This is a genomic window from Streptomyces sp. S6 (assembly GCF_054880855.1).
Genome location: NZ_JBTYMC010000621.1, coordinates 1 through 1535 on the forward strand (window position 1 = coordinate 1; position 1535 = coordinate 1535).

Genomic DNA, 1535 nt, shown 5'->3' on the forward strand with positions numbered 1-1535 from the left:
TTCAGATGACGCAGGTGCGCCTGCGCGATCGGCTCCCCGGCCGACCTCAGCCGCCGCACCGCGGCCGTGATCGGCCCGTACGTCGACCCCCAGCCCAGCACCAGCGTGCGCGCGCCGTCCGGGTCGTCGACCGCCACGTCGGGGACGTCGATGCCGTCGATCCTGGCCTGGCGGGTGCGGACCATGAAGTCGTGGTTGGCGGGGTCGTAGGAGATGTTCCCGGTGCCGTCCTGCTTCTCGATGCCGCCGATGCGGTGTTCGAGACCGGGCGTGCCGGGGACGGCCCAGGGGCGCGCGAGGGTGTGCGGGTCGCGCTTGTAGGGCCAGAACACCTCCGTGCCGTCCGCCTCGGTGTGGTTCGGGCCCTGCGCGAACCGCACCCGCAGGTCCGGGAGTTCGTCGGTCTCCGGGACGCGCCACGGCTCGCTGCCGTTGGCGAGGTAGCCGTCCGACAGGAGCATCACCGGTGTGCGGTAGGCCAGCGCGATCCGGGCCGCCTCCAGCGCCGCGTCGAAACAGTCGGCCGGCGTGCGCGGGGCGACGACGGGGACCGGCGCCTCGCCGTTGCGCCCGTACATCGCCTGGAGCAGGTCGGCCTGCTCGGTCTTGGTCGGCAGACCGGTGGAGGGCCCGCCGCGCTGGATGTCGACGACCAGCAGCGGCAGCTCCAGCGACACCGCCAGCCCGATCGTCTCCGACTTGAGAGCCACGCCGGGACCCGACGTCGTCGTCACCGCGAGACACCCGCCGAACGCCGCGCCCAGCGCCGCGCCGATCCCGGCGATCTCGTCCTCCGCCTGGAAGGTGCGGACGCCGAAGTTCTTGTGCCGGGACAGCTCGTGCAGGATGTCCGAGGCCGGGGTGATCGGATAGGAGCCCAAAAACAGCGGCAGGTCCGCCTGGCGGGACGCCGCGACCAGGCCGTACGCCAGGGCCAGGTTGCCGGAGATGTTGCGGTAGACGCCCGGCGGGAACGCGGTGGTCGCCGGGGCGATCTCGTAGGAGACCGCGAAGTCCTCGGTCGTCTCGCCGAAGTTCCAGCCCGCGCGGAACGCCGTCAGGTTCGCCTCGGCGATCTGCGGCTTCTTCGCGAACTTCGCCCGCAAGAACCGCTCCGTGCCCTCCGTGGGCCGGTGGTACATCCATGACAAGAGGCCGAGCGCGAACATGTTCTTGCTGCGCTCGGCCTCTTTGCGGGTGAGGTCGAAATCCTTCAGGGCCTCGACGGTCAACGTCGTCAGCGGCACCGGATGGAGGTGGTAGCCGTCCAGCGAGCCGTCCTCCAGAGGGGACTCGCCGTAGCCCACCTTCTGCATCGCCCGTTTGGTGAATTCATCCGTATCGACGATGATCTCCGCGCCGCGCGGCAGGTCCCCCACGTTCGCCTTCAGCGCCGCCGGGTTCATCGCGACCAGCACATCGGGCGCATCACCCGGAGTCAGGATGTCGTGGTCCGCGAAGTGCAACTGGAACGAGGAGACACCGGGCAGCGTCCCCGCAGGAGCGCGGATCTCGGCCGGGAAGTTCGGCAGCGT

1 protein-coding gene is annotated in these 1535 nt (G+C 70.5%); it reads right to left on the reverse strand.

What is annotated here, in order from left to right; all coding sequences use genetic code 11:
• On the reverse strand, positions 1–1535 hold a 1535-nt coding region (locus ACVNF4_RS35860; protein WP_461807013.1), incomplete at both ends, for a 2-oxoacid:acceptor oxidoreductase subunit alpha.